Origin of the sequence: Roseivirga pacifica (genome assembly GCF_900111145.1) — a bacterium.
In the GTDB taxonomy this organism is placed as follows: domain Bacteria; phylum Bacteroidota; class Bacteroidia; order Cytophagales; family Cyclobacteriaceae; genus Roseivirga; species Roseivirga pacifica.
Genome location: NZ_FOIR01000006.1, coordinates 48,769 through 65,481, shown reverse-complemented (window position 1 = coordinate 65,481; position 16,713 = coordinate 48,769). Strand labels below are relative to the sequence as shown.

Here is a 16,713-nt window from a genome sequence, read left to right as displayed (position 1 = left end):
AAGTATTTGAAAGTGAGGCAAACGATTGGGGTTGACGGTGATTACTAATCATCATCCGAATCATCACCATCTGAGTTCATTGTGTCTTTAAAAATTTCTTTCAACGCTCCAAAGGCTCCCAATAGCTTTCCTTTAGCGTCAGGGTTTTTGTCAGCTTCAAAGCCTAGCTCTTGGTCTCCTAAAGCACTGCTTTCGTCTATATACCAATGTCCGCCTCCATTCTTTTTAGAGGTTATATTATATTTCTGTCTTCTGCTCTTATTATCGCTTTTAGCCCAAACTCCGTGACCAGATATTGATACTTCGTCATCACTTTTTTCTAACTCTCCACTGTATTGATGGTAATGCATTTCGTATTGATAAGTATCTTCATCGTAGTCATCTGTAATTTCCGGAGGGGCTAAAAATTCTCCGCTATCTTTTTCCCACCAACTATTTTCTACGGCTTCTTTACCTAGTTTTTTGTGTGAATAATCATCACCACTTTCAAGTCGTTGAATTGGGCTGCTTTTACTTTGCTTAACCTGTAAACTCTTTAGTTGAGATGATTGTCCATTAGTTTTAGCAACCTTACTTAATCTCCTTTGCGCTACAGTCTCTGGCCTATTATCCTCAAACTGAAAAGTGCCATGCGCACTTTGCTGAACTGGACTGTTTGCGGCTGCTTGGCTTTTACTTTCTTTCGATTTATTGGTGTGGGTGTGCATATTGTTCAGTTTATGGTTATTCAATCTCCAGAATTGATGTAGGTACGAATGATTGGTTACTTACTCCATATGTAATGTACCTTCTTCGTCTTTTCATCATCGGAGTAGTTTTCATGGTCAGAATCAAATGTAAAATACTCATCTAGTTTATCGTCTGTTAGTGCAGTACCTTTCGTGATATCTTTATTCACAGTTACTCTTACGCTATGGCCAGTTATGTCGAATATATATTCACCGGACGAAAGCTCTGTTTTTAATGGTAGATTGTTTAGAGATGATGGCCCCACAAACTTCAGACTATACCCCCAGTCTTTATAAATTGATGTACTAGAGGATGAATCGTCATACATGACTTTACTGCTGGTGTTGTAGTAATGGTCGTGCAGGGCTTGAACTGCCGCCTTTAAGTTTGCAATTTGTTGAGTCGAGGTTAGGGCTTTCGTTTTTGTAAAACTTGTGTCGCACTTAGCTAGAGCAATTAATCGACAAGCATAGCCCCACCAAGGCCTTTGTTGTGTATCTTTTTGTGTCCGTATATTTTTTCCTTCACTACCAACCAAATCATCTGCTTCAGGAATATAGTCTGATGGGAGTAGACCTAAATGGCTTGCGCTTTGAACGCCATCGGAAGTATAGAACGATTGTCCGCTATTAACTTCCAAAACCTTTCTATAACTGAGAAAGGAATCCTTCAATGCATTTCTTATCTCACCATCGTTCGAACCGTTAGTAGCCTGATTTAACCCACTGCTATTGGATTTAGGGCTTATGGTATTAATGGTATCCGATAGCATTAATCCTTGCTTTGCCATGTTTAGAAATGCTGCTTTAGTTTGCTGGCTTTCGTATAATTTTTTAACCGAAACACTGCTCTGGCTATCTTGCGGCAGTTTACTGACAATCGGGTGCTTGGGAGTGATGCCTGGTATTGTCTTATCATAATAGTCTTGCGGAACGCTGAGGTCTTTGTTTGATTTGCTGAATGCCAGTTTCTGAACAATCGATGGGTTAGAAGCCTTTGCTTCCTTCAATTTAAGCTGAGCAGCAGCTTCGGGCCTGTTGTCCTCAAACTGAAAAGAGCCTTGCTCCTTTTGTTGGACTGGAGAAGCATTTGCAGCCGCCTGGCTTTTATTTTCGCTAGATTTATTGGAGTGGGTGTGCATTGTGTGTTAGTGTATTGATATTCAATATAATAAAAAAGGGAAGTCCATTGCTGAACTTCCCTTTATAATGTTTTTAACAGAACCTTACTTTTTGCCTTTGCCTTGTTTTTGGCGTTGTGCTTCTTGGCTCGCTTTCATGGCCTCTTCCAGTCTTTGCTGAAATTTAGACTTCTTTTTGCTGCCGCTGTTTTTCTTGTTCTCTTCCAGTTTAGCTCTGATCTTTTCATCGTCTACAAACCTTCTAATTAATGTTTGCTGACCGAAGGTTACCAGGTTAGATACAAAGTAGTAGAAGCTAAGTCCAGCAGAGTAGCTATTCAGTACAAACATGAAAATGATTGGCATTACATAACCAATAGATTTCATTGGTCCCTGCACCGTACTTACTTGGTTGTTAGACCATGTGTAAAGTAGGGTAGAGATGGTCATTAGTAATGTGAAACCACTTACGTGTGAACCATAGAAAGGAATGGTAAAGCCTAAGTTGAACAACACATCGTAGCTCGAAAGGTCAGTCGCCCAAAGGAAACTTTCTTGTCTTAACTCGATAGAGTTAGGGAAGAAAAAGAACATGGCGAACAGAATTGGCATTTGTAATACCATTGGCAAACAACCGCTGAGTGGGTTTACGCCCATTTCGCGGTAGAGCTTCATTTGCTCTTGCTGCTGCTTCTGCATGTCGTCACCAACCTTTTCCTTAATCTTGTCAAGCTCAGGTTTAAGCACCTTCATCTTAGCCATAGAGAGGTAAGACTTTCGCGTAAGCGGGAATAATACCAACTTAACTACAAACACGATGATCATGATAATGATACCGTAGTTGCCAATGTGTTTTTCTAGGAAGGTGAATAATGGTGCAATAATCAGCTTGTTTACCCAGCTTACTAGCGCGTATCCCATGTACACGTTCTCCTGATAATCGTAACCGATTTTCTTTAGCGTACGGTACTTTTTAGGCGTATAAACGTAGGTGAAGTCTGCACCTTCATAAAGGTCGGCAGTGCTAATTTTAGCATCAATTGTTCCGGCCTTAACAATGGTTGTATCTGTAACAGGTATGGCTGTGTTCATGGTTACAGCCTTAAAGCCTTTTTCGGCAATAATACCGGCATTAAAGAACTTTTGGTTAAAGCTGGCCCAACGAACTGGCTCTGCCACTGTTTCAGTCTGAGGATCTTTAGAAGTAGCCTTTAGCTCTTCAAAATCTTCGGCAACCGTGTAGTAGCTAATGGTGGTTTTGGTGCGTGCATCCTCAAGGTTTTTCTCATAACGCTTCATGGCCTTCGACCACTTAAGGGTTACTTCATCACCAATAATGCTATTGCTTAAACCGTTGAATCGCACTTTATAGCCCAAGTCGTACTTGTTGGCCGTAATGTTATATACAAACTCAATGCTTCCGCCATCTGTAGTGTTAAGGGTGTAAACTACTTGTGTAGTACCCTCTTCGCTAATAGTAGTAGATGAAGCTGAGGTGGTAAAGTACAACTCAGAAAGGTCGATGTTACCTTTTACTGTCGGTACAATCAATTGCTGTGCACTGTTTTCCGCAGAAGTCAATACCAATGGATCGCCATTGTACGACTTCAAGTCTTTGAGCTCCACAGATTTGATCTGACCACCTTTGTTAGAGAAAGTATAGATGGCTACATCAGTTTCTACTTTCAAGGTTTGGTTGCTGCCAATTGCACCAGTAGCAAAAACACCGTACTCTTCGGTGAGTTTGGCCGCGCTGGTGTCTTGCACCACAACTGGCTCAGGGCTAGTGGTTACTTGGCCTGGGTTTGTTGAAGCAACCTCTGTAGTGTCGGTGGCAACTATTGGTTGCTCCTCTACAGGCGGCCTAAAAAAGACCGAATAAACAATTAAAATACCTGCTATTAAAACAAGGCCTATCGCCTGATTTCTATCCATCTTCACAAAATTATTTTCTCTGATTTTTTACCACGGCACTAATGAAGCTCACAAAAATTGGGTGTGGGTTCATTACGGTACTTTTCAGTTCTGGGTGGAACTGCGTGCCTACAAAATATGGGTGTTCAGGAATTTCTACAATTTCAACCAAGCCAGAGTCTGGGTTAAGGCCTACTGCTTTCATTCCTGCGTTTTCGAAGTCTTTTAAATAGTTGTTGTTGAATTCGTAACGGTGTCTATGGCGCTCCTGAATCTTAGCTTTTCCATATGCAGAATAAGCTTTTGAGCCTTTTGCCAACTTACAGTCATATGCACCCAAGCGCATGGTGCCACCATAATCTTCAATAGATTTTTGGTCTTCCATTAGGTCAATTACTGGGTGTTGTGTCTCTTTATTCAACTCTGTAGAAGCTGCTCCTTCCAAATTCAAAACGTTTCGGGCAAATTCTACAACTGCGCACTGCATTCCAAGACAAATACCGAAGAACGGAATATTGTTCTCCCGAACGTACTTTATGGTCTCTATCTTTCCTTCAATACCTCTTTCACCAAAGCCTGGCGCTACCAAAACTCCGTCTAAGTCGCTTAAGCTTCTTCTGGCAGATTTGGCGTTAATGGTTTCTGAAGAAATCCATTGAATGTTCACTTTACATTCCAAGTGAGCTCCTGCATGAATAAATGCTTCGGCAATTGATTTGTAAGCGTCAGGCAGCTCTACATACTTTCCTACCAAACCAATAGTTACTTCGTTGGTAGGGTTTTTAAGTCTGCCCAAAAACTCTCTCCAATCGTCAATGTTTGGTTGCTCTTTGTGAGGAAGTCTAAGTTTGGTGAGAACGCGCTCATCAAGCTTTTCTTTACGCATGTGCAAAGGCACATCGTAAATAGTTTCTGCATCCAATGCCTCAATTACCGAGTTCAATTGAACGTTGCAGAAAAGCGCTAGCTTTTTTCTTATATCGTTAGGAATAGATTTTTCGGCACGGCAAACTAAAATGTCCGGCTGAATACCTGCTTCCAATAATTGCTTTACCGAGTGCTGTGTTGGCTTAGTTTTAAGCTCTTTGGCGGCTTTTAGGTAGGGTACCAAAGTAAGGTGAACCACTATACAGTTGCTTTCGCCAACTTCGAATTTGGCTTGGCGTACTGCCTCAATAAAAGGAAGTGATTCAATGTCGCCAACGCAACCACCAATTTCTGTAATTACTATATCGTAATCACCAGTTTCGCCAAGGCGGTAAACATTGTGTTTAATTTCATCTGTAATGTGCGGAATCACCTGAACGGTCTTTCCTAGGTAATCACCTCTACGTTCTTTGGTAATTACGTTGTTATAAATTCGGCCGGTGGTAACGTTATTGGCCTGCGAAGTCTGAATATTCAGAAAACGCTCGTAGTGGCCCAAATCCAAGTCGGTTTCGGCACCGTCTTCCGTTACGTAGCATTCGCCATGCTCGTACGGATTCAGTGTTCCTGGGTCGATGTTGATATATGGGTCAAACTTTTGAATGGTAACTCGGTAACCCCTGGCTTGGAGTAAGTTACCTAGTGATGCGGCAATAATTCCCTTGCCTAAAGATGATGTTACCCCACCGGTAACGAAAATATATTTTGCAGATGCCATAAGTACTATTGAAGCGATATTAACTTATGGGGTACAAAGGTAAGACTTTTCGGAGAATCAGGCTTACGAATATTTCAAACTTTAACGATTGAATTTGCCGTGGCTTTGCGCCACCTCTTATTTACTACTAAATTGCAGGCTGTTTAATACCTGAGGGGCAATGAATTTGAAGGAAAAGCTGAAAGAACCAATATTTGAAATTGTAGCTAAAGCCGCTGAAAAATTAGGCGTAGAAACCTATGTGGTGGGAGGTTATGTGCGTGATTTACTATTGGAGCGTCCTTCTAAAGATATCGACTTTGTGTGCGTGGGCAGTGGGGTGGAGTTAGCCAAAGCTGTTCATGAGTTGCTTGGCGGCAATAAGCACTTTGGGGTTTTTAAATCCTTCGGCACAGCCATGATAAAAGATGGTGATAACGAATATGAGTTTGTAGGTGCCAGAAAAGAGTCTTACAGTCGTAATTCGCGCAAGCCAGTTGTAGAGGATGGAACCTTAGAAGATGACCAAAACCGAAGGGATTTCACCATCAATGCGCTAGCTGTTAGCTTAAATGAATCGAATTACGGTCAACTTGTCGATCCATTTAATGGGGTGGAAGACTTGAAGGAGAAACTCATTCGCACTCCGCTCGAACCAGAGCGCACTTTCTCAGACGATCCGCTAAGAATGATGCGTGCCATTAGGTTTGCCAGCCAGCTCAATTTTGACATTGATGGCGACACCTTTGAGGCAATTGGCGCTATGCGCGAAAGAATTAAGATCGTTTCGAAAGAGCGCATTATTGTGGAGCTGAATAAAATCATTCTTTCGAAAACGCCTTCATACGGTTTCAAACTCCTTTTTCATACCAAGCTATTGCACGAGTTTTTTCCTGAAATGGCTGCGCTGCAAGGTGTGCAAACCAAGGATGATAAGTCGCATAAAGACAATTTCTACCATACGCTACAGGTACTCGATAATATCAGCGAGCATACCGATGACCTTTGGTTGCGATGGGCTGCCATTATGCACGATATAGCGAAGCCTGCTACCAAGCGCTTCAATAAAAAAGTAGGCTGGACATTCCACGGCCATGAGGATAAGGGCGCTAGAATGACTCCTGGGATTTTTAGAAGGCTGAAGCTACCAATGGGGCCAGAAATGAAACTAGTACAAAAGCTGGTTAGGCTACACTTAAGGCCCATACCATTGGTGCGAGATGAAATTACGGACTCGGCCATTAGGCGCTTACTGTTCGATGCAGGTGATGATATTGATGGCTTAATGATGCTTTGTCGCGCAGACATTACTTCTAAAAACAATGCGAAAGTCAAGCGATTCTTGCGCAACTTCGATATTGTAGAAGAAAAAATGCGGGAAGTAGAGGAAAAGGATAAAATTCGTAACTTCCAGCCCGTTATTACTGGCGACATGGTAATGAAGGCTTTCGACTTAAAGCCTAGTCGTGATGTTGGTGATATTAAGGAAGCATTGAAAGAAGCCGTATTGGACGGTCAGATTAAAAATGAATTCGAAGAAGCCTACGGTTATATGGAGAAGATCGGTAGGGAAAAGGGCTTGAAAATTGTTAATCCTCTGAAATAAATCTTGAGACTATTAAAATGAAAAGAATCAAACTTTTTGGGTTTATCCTTGTGCTATTAGCAAGTGCTGAAGTAGCCGCATTGGCGCAAGACAGTACCTATGTTTCGAACGAATACGCTAAAGCTATGGCGGTTTACCAAAGAGCTCAGCGCTACAACGATGCCGCTTTGACCAAACAGGCTTTGGTCGATATGTCGATTTTAGCACCACGAGATACGGGCATTCTCAGAAGCTTAGCCGAGCTTTATTATAACAATCAGCAGTACGTTTCTAGTGCAATGGCTGCGGCCGATATTACCAGAATATATCCAAATAGCCTTGTGGGGATAGAAATTCAGGCTTTGAGTTATGAGAACCTAAGACTTTACGACAAGGCCTTGGAGCAGTATGAAAAACTTTGGTTAACCACCGATGACAATAATGTGTTGTATCAAATGGCATATCTTCAGTATTCAATTAAAAGATATACTGAGGCTATCACCAATATTGATATTCTAGCGACAAAGATCACTGACGAAAGCACAGTGACTTTGAGCAAGAGTGATGGTAATGTGCAGGAAATTAAATTTAGCGCAGCACTTAAGAACTTAAAGGGACTTGTTTTTTCTGCGCAAGGAAATAAAGAAGAAGCAAGAAAGCTTTTTAATGAGGCATTGGCCATTAATCCTGATTTTGATGCAGCTAAAAGCAGCTTGGCAGAATTAGACAAAGGTTAATTCTTTATAATATCAAGAAATTGAAGCACCTTTTAAGGTGCTTTTTTTATGCTTATCTTTCTACATGCAACCCTTAAGAAAAGGGGCTGTCTTTAGCTCGAATTGAATACGTTGGAAACCGGATACCAGAACATTCATCAGCCAATAATAGACCGTTGCTTGTTAGGAGACAGAGCAGCGCAATACGAGTTGTACAAGCTTTACTCAAAGGCTATGTACAATACCGCCTTGCGTATTACGGGCAATCAAATGGATGCTGAAGATGTGCTGCAAGAGTCTTTTGTAAATGCATTTAGAAAGTTGAAGTCTTACAAAGGAACGGCCTCTTTTGGTAGTTGGCTAAAAAGAATTGTGGTGAACAATGCCATTAACTTGGTGAATAAGAGAAGGCTTGAAGTTGAGCCTTTGGAGAGCCATGGGGTCGAAGAAGAGCTGGTAGAGCAACAAAACGATAGAGATTTAACTTACGATGTGACAATGGTTAATCAGGGTATTATGCTTTTGCCAGAAGGTTATAGAATGGTTTTAAGCCTTTATTTACTTGAGGGCTACGACCACAAAGAAATAGGAGAGGTGTTGGGAATAACGGAGTCTACTTCTAAGTCCCAGTTCAACCGATCTAAAAAGAAGTTAAGAGAGATTTTGAAGGAGGAATTGAAGTATGCAGGATAAGGATGAATTAGAACAGTTTGTAACTGCGAATAAAGAACAATTCGATTTAGCAGAGCCAAATGATAAAATTTGGGGTGGCATCGCCAATGAGCTGGAGCCTGTAGCGACAAAAAAGGATGCTCCTCAGATGCTGTGGTATTGGAAGGCCGCGGTAGTCGTATTGCTTGCTGCCGTTACTTTTTTAATGGTAGATAAATTCACGGCTAGCGGAGGTTTGATTGAAGAACCATTAGCCGAAGAAATGAGCCAGGTGGATACCTTTAAAGACATGGAGGTTTTTTATACCTCTATAATTAATAAAAAGAAAGAACGCCTAAACGAAGAATTGAAGGGGCAAGAAGCGCTGAATTATTTGGAGGCTGATATTGCCGAGTTGGACAAACTGTATCAGGAAATGCGCGAGTTCTTTCTGGAAAATCAATCATCGCCAGAGGTAATGGACAGGCTTATGCACTTGCTACGCCAAAGGCTCCACCTCATCAATAGTCAGCTCGATATTTTGGAGAAGAATAAGCTGCCGGAAGAGATCAAAAACAACAACGTGGAGTTGAGTATGTGATCTCATCATTGTTTACAATGAGTATGTGCGAATGGTCGATTTCTCGCCTTTGTTGGTGTTGTCACCAACAAATCTCGAGGGATATGTTTAATTGGTTTTGTACCTAAAGGCACAACGGTTGTTGTACGATTTTAGGCTACCCATGGCTAGTCCCTACGGGACAAGTTTGAGTGGGAGGTTACAGTATTCTCATCCTCGTTTGTAACGAGGATGTACGAATGGTAGATTTGCAATTGACATTTAGCTGTTGGTTGCTGACTCCTGTTTTCTGGTTAACTGATATACCGATAACTAATTCACGTATCAACCAACTGCTAATTAGTTGCAAGGCCGATGGGGGATACCCTGCCTTTGGCAGGCAAGCTCGCTGCGCTCTGAATAACGAGGTGTGATTGGCTTAGGCTGTTACCGCAGCAGAGTCTTCTAGCTGCCCGTTAATGCAAGTGATTGTACGCTTCGGATAGTTTTCTATTAACTTAAAATCATGTGTAGCCATCAATATGGCTGTTCCACTATTGTTAATAGATTCGAAGGTTTTAAAGATACCATCCGACACTTCAGGGTCCAGATTTCCTGTTGGCTCATCGGCTATCAGTAGGGTCGGTTCGTTCACCAAGGCTCTGGCAATTACTACACGCTGCTGCTCGCCACCCGAAAGCTGGTGCGGATATTTAGTTGAAACAGCACCTAGTCCCACTTTCATAAGCAATTCTTGCATACGCGATTTCATCTTTGCCCTGTCTTTCCAGCCGGTGGCTTTCATTACAAAAAAGATGTTTTCGGCTACAGTTCTGTCGGGTAGCAATTGAAAGTCTTGAAAAACAATGCCCAGTTTTCTACGCAGCATGGGCACATCTTTACGCTTAATGGACTCTATTTGAAAGCCTGTGATTTTAATACTCCCCATTCTAAGTGGCAGGTCACAATAAAGTGTTTTCAGCAATGAGCTTTTACCACTTCCGGTTCGTCCCACTAGGTAAACAAATTCACCTTTGCCTACTTGCAAATTGATGTTGCTGAGTACGGTATTCGCTTCCTGAAAAATGCTGGCATCGCGAATATCTAAAATGGGTTCTCCGGAAAATGACATTAAAGTTCTAGTTTTTGAAGTTTACCAAAAGGCAAGTTATCGATTACTTCTTTCAACGCAACTTCCTTTCCGTCTAGTCCATATTTTTCTAGTTTTTTCAATGGACGGTCAGCTCTGAAATAGGCTATCAGCACAAAATTCTCATCTCGTAACTGAATATAATCTGGGATTTTAGCCTTTCCTTTTACCTTGATGATATACATTTTGTCAAAAAGCTTCGAGTTAGTTGAATAACCCGAAGCTTCTGTTAATGTTTTATCCATTTGCCTTTGCGTGATCAGCCAAGAATTGCGCTAATCCTTTATCGGTTAACGGATGGTTCAATAATCCGGTAATTACTTTTAGTGGGCAAGTCACCACGTCAGATCCAATTTCGGCACACTGAATGAGGTGCATGGTGTGGCGAATAGAAGCTGCCAATACTTCGGTTAAGAAACCGTAGTTGTCATAAATCTCTACAATCTGCTCAATCAACTGAAGGCCATCGTAAGAGATATCGTCTAAACGGCCAATGAATGGTGAAACGTAAGAGGCACCTGCTTTAGCAGCTAGCAAAGCTTGGCCAGCAGAGAATACCAAGGTACAGTTGGTTCTGATTCCTTCGTTGGTAAAGTACTTAATTGCCTTAACCCCATCTTTAATCATCGGAATTTTCACTACAATCTTATCATCGATTTTGGCTAGTTCAGTTCCTTCTTTAATCATGCCTTCGTAGTCCGTAGCAATAACTTCGGCACTTACGTTGTCATCTACAATATCGCAAATGGCTTTGTAGTGTGCCATTACGTTTGCTTGGCCGGCAATGCCCTCTTTGGCCATTAACGATGGGTTGGTGGTTACACCATCCAAAACTCCTAAATCGTAAGCTTCTTGAATCTCACTTAAGTTGGCGGTATCAATAAAGAATTTCATGATTTGCTCCTGGGTTTATGTTTATCACAAAGCTAGTGTTTTTTGTCATTTTCAGGCAGTACTGTAGCATATGTTTGAATCGTAAGATTTATGTGTTTAAACCTCAAATTTGTGATTGTATAAAAACAATAAAAAATTATACTAAACAATGATTGTTGCGTAATTTAGTATTGAATAAAATGGGTTGGAATGGCAGCGATTCGAGTAAGCCTGAAGAGGCGGTTGAAGGCTTTTAGAGAGCCAGATACCAGAAAGAGAAGCGTTGGGTATGCAGAGGGTACTTATGTTATTCATGATAAGCGCAGGAATTACCCGACCGAAGACACTGATTATGTACAGATTGAACACCCCGATTTAGGAGAGGTGTGGCTTTGTACAAGATGGATGCAGACAAGCTATGCTGAGTTTCAGGAGATAGCCAGGAATAGCAAAGTAGAAAACTCTATATCGAAGGCTATTAGCCAGGCGCTGGGTCAGATTGGCGCAAATGATACCAGCCACGAGGGAAAGCTCTGTATTGAGGAGCGAATGATAACTGACCTACTGCCAAATTTTGGAGCCTTCGTTCATAACCTATCGAATACCACTTATCCTTTTCCTATCAATGGGCTAAACATCAAGGTCGGTCCACCTTACCTTAACAACTGCTGTGCGTTTGTAGAGGCTTTGTTGGTGCAGGCTTGGAGTGCCAATTGTGCTGGTTTTAAATGGAGCGCAAGTAGACATGCGCAAATGATGATCCTTTCCGATTCGGATTTCTTTTCTCCAGTGTCTGCCGCGGTAGAAAGCGGTATGGCTAGGTTGAACCCAAACTTTGGTGTTTACCCAGCTCCGTGGAGTTTGTTGCAGGTTTGGCGAGAGAAGTGGAGCGAAGGCCAGACCATGCTGATAGTGGATTGTCATTTAGAAAGTGGTAAAGTGTTGGTGCTAGAGTCTAATGATAAGTATGGTTTGAACGGTGTTGGTTTTAGGGGGATTGGAATGCTGCGGGATATGGATTCCCGTCCGCCAACTAATTGGTGGCAATTGCCAGATGTTTGGACATGGGATCAATTAAAGGCTGCTTACCCGCTCAGGAAAATGGCAGCTTTAAAAGTGAAAGACCGAAGTTGGTCGGGCTTATAAAGTTTCTTCCTTTCTTTTTACCAAAACGAAGTAATCGTTTTCTAATGGTAGGTATCCGTATTCATAGCAGAAGTAATAAACAGCACCAGCTTTGGTGGTATAGGTACTGGTGTGGTAGGTAAAGTCGAACCCCTTTTCTAGTAATCTTGCGCGAGTTGTTTTGGACTTGCCATCGGGGTTTAACTCTTCCAAAATCCTTCGGTTCTTCCTCAAAAGGTTATGCACATTCCTAATCAGGTTATTGCTATCTGCATTTTGTTTGTTGTTGAAGGCGTTGCGGCACTGGTCATCGCAAAACTTTTTATCGCTACGACCTACCACTGTTTTACCGCACTCTAAGCATGTTTTTTCTTCCATAGCGTGTGTTTTTGTAAAGTAATATACACAATTGTAAGCGTTTACAAATGGATAATAAACGACTACAACTGCTTATAAACCGACTTTCGATTTAGCAACCCGCTTACTTTGCTACTGTCGATTTGGAAATGCAATCGGCTGAAAATCAGAAATGTTAAACTAAAAAATCATAGTCATGCAAAATTTAAGAAACCGCGTACAGTTAATCGGAAGATTAGGTCAAGATCCAGAAGTAAGAACGCTAACAAGTGGAAAGAAGCTCACCACATTTTCAATTGCTACTACAGATAGCTATCGCAATGCGGCTGGTGATAAAGTGGAAGAAACACAATGGCACAATATTGTGGCATGGGGAAAAGTGGGCGAGATAGCCGGAGAGTACTTAACAAAGGGGCAGGAGGTTGCGCTTGAAGGTAAGCTCACACATCGTTCTTACGAAACCAATGCAGGCGAAAAGCGCTACGTTACAGAAATTAACCTGAATGAATTGCTAATGGTTGGGGGTAAGAAGTAGACCCTGCTTTCAATAGACAAAAAAATGAGGCTCTCAAATGCTGGCTGTCATTCCCGACACCGATCGGGAATCCCTTTAATTGGCTCTTAAGTCCGATAGAGATTCCCAGTCAAGCTGAGAATGACGAAGTTGATAGCATTTGAGACAGCCTTATTTTTGTTATGATTATGGAGTATAGTCTACCTCCATTTACTCATTACGGTCACCCAAGCACCGTCTCCATGAGTAACACAGTCGAGCTTGAGGTCTTCATTGTCGTTCTTAATCAGTTTGTCCATTGGAAAATCAGCCGTTTTATTCCAGCGTTGCATGTAGTTGCTAGAGTTTCGATCTTCATACTCTGTCATAACCAAAAGCCACTGACCGTTTAGGTATTTTAAGGTGGTTATAAACCAGTCTTTGTCCCAGTATTCTTTGATTTTGTCCTTCGGAAATTCATCGTACTGACCGTACATTTGATTGGTAAATGGCTCGTAATTACCTGTTTTGTTAAAGATAATGGCCCACTTTCCATCACCATAGGCTGCCTCGGTTATGTAGTAGTCTTCCTCCCACGATTCTTTAATCTTGTCTTTCGGAAACTCACTGTTGGTGGTCCAGCGTTGTTGAATAAACTTGTCGTCAAACGATGTCATGGTAAGGTTCCACTCCCCATCAAAGTAATCTAAACTGGTGATGATTGAATTTTTTTCGTCCCAAAGTTCAGATATCTCATCTTTAGGGAATTCTTCGCGCCTTCTGTAGGCTTGCCAGCCACCAAAGCTTTCGCGCATAAAAACGTACCAGTGGTCATAATCATAAACTGCAGCCTTGTAGTTATAGCCAGCACTCCAAGAGTCGGCAAGTGTTGGAAAATCATCAGACTGAATAACATCGTGATAGTCCATTGATACGGCATCTGAAATCTCCACATCAAGAGAAGCCACATCAATACGTTCTGTTCTTTCTGGTTCAGGGGTCGAGGTTGGTGCGTTGTTTACTCCGGCAGCATCGTTCCATCCTTCTTTAATTGCATTCAGCCTTTTCCATTTGGCTGGATGGCTTGAATAGCGATCGTCTTCTGGGTGGCCAAGGGCATTCATGGCCGCTTGGGAGTCATTGAGCGTTGCACCTAATTTTTGCAGTACAAAACCAGAAAACCTATCCGCTTCTAGTTCCATTTTTCTAGACTCTTCGTTGTCGGTTCTTCTAAGCGTATGTCCTTGAAGGTGGTGCCCAATTTCGTGAGCGAGAATACTTATAGAGGTCCAGTCGTTGCTAGCCGTATTCGAGATTTGCTGCATAAAGTCCTGGTCGTAAACGATGTAGCGAAATCCGTCATTCAAGGTAACAGCAGCACAATTGTCTATATTTGGACAAGGAACCATTACAAAGTTTGGCGCCAAGCCTAGCACACTCAAAATCTTTTTAGTAGCACCACTGGCATCTGCTGAGCTGGAAAACGAGCGCTGCATGTCCATGCATAGCAAATCTGGCGTGCCTCCTTCTCCATAAGTACATACAAATTGCGTTTCCAAAGCCGATTTGGATACACGTTGTGGTTGTTGTACAGGAGTGGTCTTAGATGTTGGCTTTCGCATTTGCTGTGAAAATGCAGAGAAGCTCAAAAGCAGAAGAAAGGGTAGGATAATACGTTTCATACCGGACTTTTTTTGATGTTTAAAAAATCAAAATTGTAATCCAATGGGTAGTTGAGTCTGCGATTCAGTTCTTCCGAGGGGTAGTTTTATTCGGATTAACTAAAGCTAATATACGAAACCGAAATCAATTTATTTCCAGACTCTTACATTTATCCAGAAACTTCCTGTCAACTTCCAAACCAAGGCCTGGGCTTTCCGGAATTCTTATTTCCCAATCATGCTGATATTCCATTCCGCCAATTACCGGATCGGTTTCGTGAAAGAGGGCACTATCGAAATCGTAGTGTTTAACAAGGTCCGAAGTATGGGCCAAGTGGCAGTTGGCGGTAAATAAAATGCGCGACTCTAAAAAGCCACCAATCTGCATGGCAATGTTAGCCGCCTCAGCTTCTTGAATGATTTTTTGCGCTTTTACAAGTCCGCTAGATTTACCCAGCTTGATATTAAAGTAGTCCACGTGGTCTCCCTTTACTAGCTTTCTTGCATCGTAGTGGTCGTGCAGGCATTCATCTGCCATTATTTTAATAGGGCTGCTCTTTCTTACCTTCTTTAGTTTAAAGTAGTTGTGCTTGTTGATAGGCTCTTCGCAATACTGAATATTGGCGCCATTAATTGCCTGAAGCGTGGCAATGGCCTCCTTTACTTTCCATCCTTGGTTAGCGTCTATTCTTATGCCTATATCATTGCCAACAGCTTCGCGAATGGCTTCAATCCGTTTTACATCTTGAGGGCCACCATCTCCCAACTTTACCTTTATTACAGGAAAACCTCGCTCTTTCACTTCTATGGCATCTTCTACCATTTGTTCAATGGTGTTAATACTTACCGTATAGTCTGTGTATATCTTCTTGTTGATTTTTCCGCCTAAATGAAGGTAAAGAGGTTCATCGCAGCTTTTGGCGGCCAGGTCGTGGCAGGCTATGTCTATGGCCGATTTTATGCTTGTGTTGGCATAAATGGTTTTGTCCATAAGAGCGGAAAGTTCTGCTGTTTCGCGCGGGTCTTCACCAATAAGCCTTTGTGCCAGCATTTTGCCTACCACAAAACAAGTGTCTACCGTTTCGCCATTTATCAATGGATATGGAGAACATTCGCCCCAACCGGTAAGGCCAACATTGGTATTTATTTCAACAAAGATATTGTTGGCGTGGTCGCGAAAGCCTAGGGAAGTAATAAACGGCTTTCTGAGTTTTAACTGGGCGTGGTAAAACTTAATGGAGGTAATTTTCATCGGTTAGCAGGGTGTAGTGTTAAGCCCTTCAATATAGAAAATTGTAGAGATGAGTAGGTGACAGCGGAGCTTTTTCATTGTACAAATTTAGAGGGGTATTAGGAGTCTAGGTATTTGATGCAAAGTAGCGGGGTGTTAAACGCTATTGTGTTTTTGGGTTGTTTACCTCTAATAGTATGCTGAAAGATTATAGACCTTAGCAATGTAAAAAAGGAATAAGGAAGCAACCGATAAACACGATAAAGAGGTTCTTCTGAGTTCTGGTAAATAATTTTTAAAAACTATAAACACACACAATTATGGGACAAGTAAATGTTTTAATCGCTGTTGATGGGCAGAAGCTCGCACAACAGGTTCAAGATGGTTCTTTAAGTGCTGGTTCAGAATCGGCACCAACCAGTCTAGGGTCTTATGGAGAGTCTGATGTTTTCATATCAATGATCGCGCAGCATGGTATTGCGACCAACGAGCAAGGGAAATCGGAGCTAAGTATTAATGTGGCCTCAAATGATGAGATTATTTGGACAATGACCACATTTGGGAACAATACTGATTATACGGCTTATTTGTATGCCAGTCAGTTTCATCCGAATGACATTACAGGGCCACTTTTTTCCAACTCGGAAGTAGAAGTGTTCTTGCCGCCATCAAGTACGCCAACGGCAACTCCTCAAGGCTTTACCAATACACTTTATACGGTTACAGGTATTGTAAACAAGGTAAATGTAAATATGCAGTACACTTTGAGCTTTATTTTGGCTGATAACAAGAATAATGGTGCCGTGATCGGTTACTTCACTTGGGATCCGTTTATCAATGTAAATGGATAAGATGTTTTAGTCAGCATTTTGACACTTATAAAAAGGAGGGAGCTTAGCTTTCTCCTTTTTTTGTTTAACCGTTA

At 41.8% G+C, this 16,713-nt stretch carries 17 protein-coding genes; 7 read left to right on the top strand and 10 right to left on the bottom strand.

Annotation, left to right across the window (positions count from 1 at the left end; translation table 11 throughout):
• Positions 1-44: 44 nt before the first annotated feature.
• The 4 genes from BMW98_RS19975 to BMW98_RS19960 all read right to left on the bottom strand — a co-directional run bounded on the left by BMW98_RS19975 (position 45) and on the right by BMW98_RS19960 (position 5,408).
• Positions 45-707, bottom strand: coding sequence for a hypothetical protein (locus BMW98_RS19975; protein WP_090261232.1), 663 nt, complete (start codon positions 705-707; stop codon positions 45-47).
• A 56-nt stretch (positions 708-763) separates the two neighbouring features.
• Complete coding sequence (locus BMW98_RS19970) at positions 764-1,870, bottom strand: hypothetical protein (protein WP_090261229.1); 1,107 nt, start codon at positions 1,868-1,870, stop codon at positions 764-766.
• 84 nt (positions 1,871-1,954) lie between these two features.
• Positions 1,955-3,784 carry a membrane protein insertase YidC gene (gene yidC / locus BMW98_RS19965; protein WP_090261227.1) on the bottom strand — a complete coding sequence of 610 codons (1,830 nt, stop codon included), beginning with the start codon at positions 3,782-3,784 and terminating at the stop codon, positions 1,955-1,957.
• Between the two features lie 10 nt (positions 3,785-3,794).
• Positions 3,795-5,408, bottom strand: coding sequence for a CTP synthase (locus BMW98_RS19960; RefSeq protein WP_090261224.1), 1,614 nt, complete (start codon positions 5,406-5,408; stop codon positions 3,795-3,797).
• Between the two features lie 160 nt (positions 5,409-5,568).
• On the opposite strand from BMW98_RS19960, the gene BMW98_RS19955 reads away from it, so the two are divergent.
• The 4 genes from BMW98_RS19955 (at position 5,569) to BMW98_RS19940 (ending at position 8,940) form a co-directional block, all read left to right on the top strand.
• Entirely contained in the window at positions 5,569-6,993 is a 1,425-nt protein-coding gene (locus tag BMW98_RS19955) for a CCA tRNA nucleotidyltransferase (RefSeq protein WP_090261222.1), read from the top strand.
• Between the two features lie 17 nt (positions 6,994-7,010).
• On the top strand, positions 7,011-7,709 hold the full coding sequence (locus BMW98_RS19950) for a tetratricopeptide repeat protein (protein WP_090261219.1): 699 nt from the start codon (positions 7,011-7,013) through the stop codon (positions 7,707-7,709).
• A gap of 111 nt (positions 7,710-7,820) precedes the next feature.
• Positions 7,821-8,381: an RNA polymerase sigma factor gene (locus BMW98_RS19945; protein WP_090261217.1), complete on the top strand. Its 561-nt coding sequence runs from the start codon at positions 7,821-7,823 to the stop codon at positions 8,379-8,381.
• Positions 8,371-8,940 (top strand): hypothetical protein, encoded by a 570-nt coding sequence (locus tag BMW98_RS19940; protein ID WP_090261215.1) that lies wholly within the window; start codon positions 8,371-8,373, stop codon positions 8,938-8,940. The genes BMW98_RS19945 and BMW98_RS19940 overlap by 11 nt, the downstream gene beginning before the upstream one ends.
• A gap of 397 nt (positions 8,941-9,337) precedes the next feature.
• Here BMW98_RS19940 and BMW98_RS19935 read toward each other — a convergent pair whose 3' ends face one another.
• Genes BMW98_RS19935 through fsa form a run of 3 tightly spaced genes read right to left on the bottom strand, consistent with a single transcriptional unit; the run spans position 9,338 to position 10,942 of the window.
• Positions 9,338-10,030, bottom strand: coding sequence for a cell division ATP-binding protein FtsE (locus BMW98_RS19935; protein ID WP_090261214.1), 693 nt, complete (start codon positions 10,028-10,030; stop codon positions 9,338-9,340).
• Complete coding sequence (locus tag BMW98_RS19930) at positions 10,030-10,233, bottom strand: fructose-6-phosphate aldolase (protein ID WP_090261344.1); 204 nt, start codon at positions 10,231-10,233, stop codon at positions 10,030-10,032. The genes BMW98_RS19935 and BMW98_RS19930 overlap by 1 nt, the downstream gene beginning before the upstream one ends.
• A 52-nt stretch (positions 10,234-10,285) precedes the next feature.
• Complete coding sequence (gene fsa, locus BMW98_RS19925) at positions 10,286-10,942, bottom strand: fructose-6-phosphate aldolase (RefSeq protein ID WP_090261212.1); 657 nt, start codon at positions 10,940-10,942, stop codon at positions 10,286-10,288.
• A gap of 189 nt (positions 10,943-11,131) precedes the next feature.
• Here fsa and BMW98_RS20560 point away from each other — a divergent pair, with 189 nt between their 5' ends.
• The gene (locus BMW98_RS20560; protein ID WP_222843686.1) at positions 11,132-12,067 is read left to right on the top strand and encodes a hypothetical protein; all 936 of its coding nucleotides are present in this window, start codon (positions 11,132-11,134) and stop codon (positions 12,065-12,067) included.
• Here BMW98_RS20560 and BMW98_RS19915 read toward each other — a convergent pair.
• A complete protein-coding gene (locus tag BMW98_RS19915) occupies positions 12,062-12,424 on the bottom strand; it encodes a hypothetical protein (RefSeq protein ID WP_090261210.1) in 363 nt (120 codons plus the stop codon). The two genes, BMW98_RS20560 and BMW98_RS19915, sit on opposite strands and share 6 nt — an antisense overlap.
• Before the next feature lie 175 nt (positions 12,425-12,599).
• Between BMW98_RS19915 and BMW98_RS19910 the strand changes: the two genes are divergently transcribed.
• Entirely contained in the window at positions 12,600-12,938 is a 339-nt protein-coding gene (locus tag BMW98_RS19910) for a single-stranded DNA-binding protein (RefSeq protein ID WP_090261208.1), read from the top strand.
• 179 nt (positions 12,939-13,117) lie between these two features.
• On the opposite strand, the gene BMW98_RS19905 is transcribed toward BMW98_RS19910, so the two are convergent.
• Together BMW98_RS19905 and BMW98_RS19900 are read right to left on the bottom strand one after the other, a co-directional pair.
• On the bottom strand, positions 13,118-14,578 hold the full coding sequence (locus tag BMW98_RS19905) for a DUF7477 domain-containing protein (protein ID WP_090261207.1): 1,461 nt from the start codon (positions 14,576-14,578) through the stop codon (positions 13,118-13,120).
• A 124-nt stretch (positions 14,579-14,702) separates the two neighbouring features.
• Complete coding sequence (locus BMW98_RS19900; protein ID WP_090261205.1) at positions 14,703-15,809, bottom strand: mandelate racemase/muconate lactonizing enzyme family protein; 1,107 nt, start codon at positions 15,807-15,809, stop codon at positions 14,703-14,705.
• A 299-nt stretch (positions 15,810-16,108) separates the two neighbouring features.
• Between BMW98_RS19900 and BMW98_RS19895 the strand changes: the two genes are divergently transcribed.
• Positions 16,109-16,639, top strand: a complete 531-nt coding sequence (locus tag BMW98_RS19895; protein WP_090261204.1) for an AidA/PixA family protein — start codon at positions 16,109-16,111, stop codon at positions 16,637-16,639.
• Positions 16,640-16,713 lie beyond the last annotated feature (74 nt).